The organism is Suilimivivens aceti (assembly GCF_025567405.1).
GTDB classification, from domain to species: domain Bacteria; phylum Bacillota; class Clostridia; order Lachnospirales; family Lachnospiraceae; genus Suilimivivens; species Suilimivivens aceti.
This window is the reverse complement of the sequence record NZ_JAOQKJ010000039.1, coordinates 1-429: the sequence shown is the minus strand read 5'-3', so window position 1 is coordinate 429 and position 429 is coordinate 1. Positions and strand designations below refer to the sequence as shown.

Annotated in this window: 1 pseudogene; it reads left to right on the top strand. The window is 52.2% G+C overall.

Annotation, left to right across the window (positions count from 1 at the left end):
- Window positions 1-429, top strand: a pseudogene (locus OCV77_RS16390) (virulence-associated E family protein); the annotation flags it as partial.

The following is a 429-nucleotide window of genomic DNA, read 5'->3' as shown; positions in this document are numbered from 1 at the left end:
CCCCAGAGCATTGAGGAAATCAAGGCGGGGCTGGAAACCACCGAGAAAGGCGGTGTCCGTCAGAGCATACGGAACTGCCTGACCGTATTCCAGCGTGATCCGCTGCTTTCCGGGGCTATCGCATACAACATCCTGACCGACCGCAAGGACATCATAAAGCCCATCGGCTTCCACAGGGACAGCACCGCCTTAAACGATACGGACATGAAATATCTGCTTCTCTATCTGGAAGAAACCTACGGGCTTACCAATGAGAAAAAGATTGATAACGCCATCGGGATTGTGGCGAATGAAAACAAGTACCACCCCATCCGGGATTATTTAAGTTCCCTTGTGTGGGACGGGACAGAGCGAATCCGCTTCTGCCTACGGCACTTTCTGGGAGCTGACGCAGATGATTACACCTATGAAGCGTTGAAGCTGTTCCTG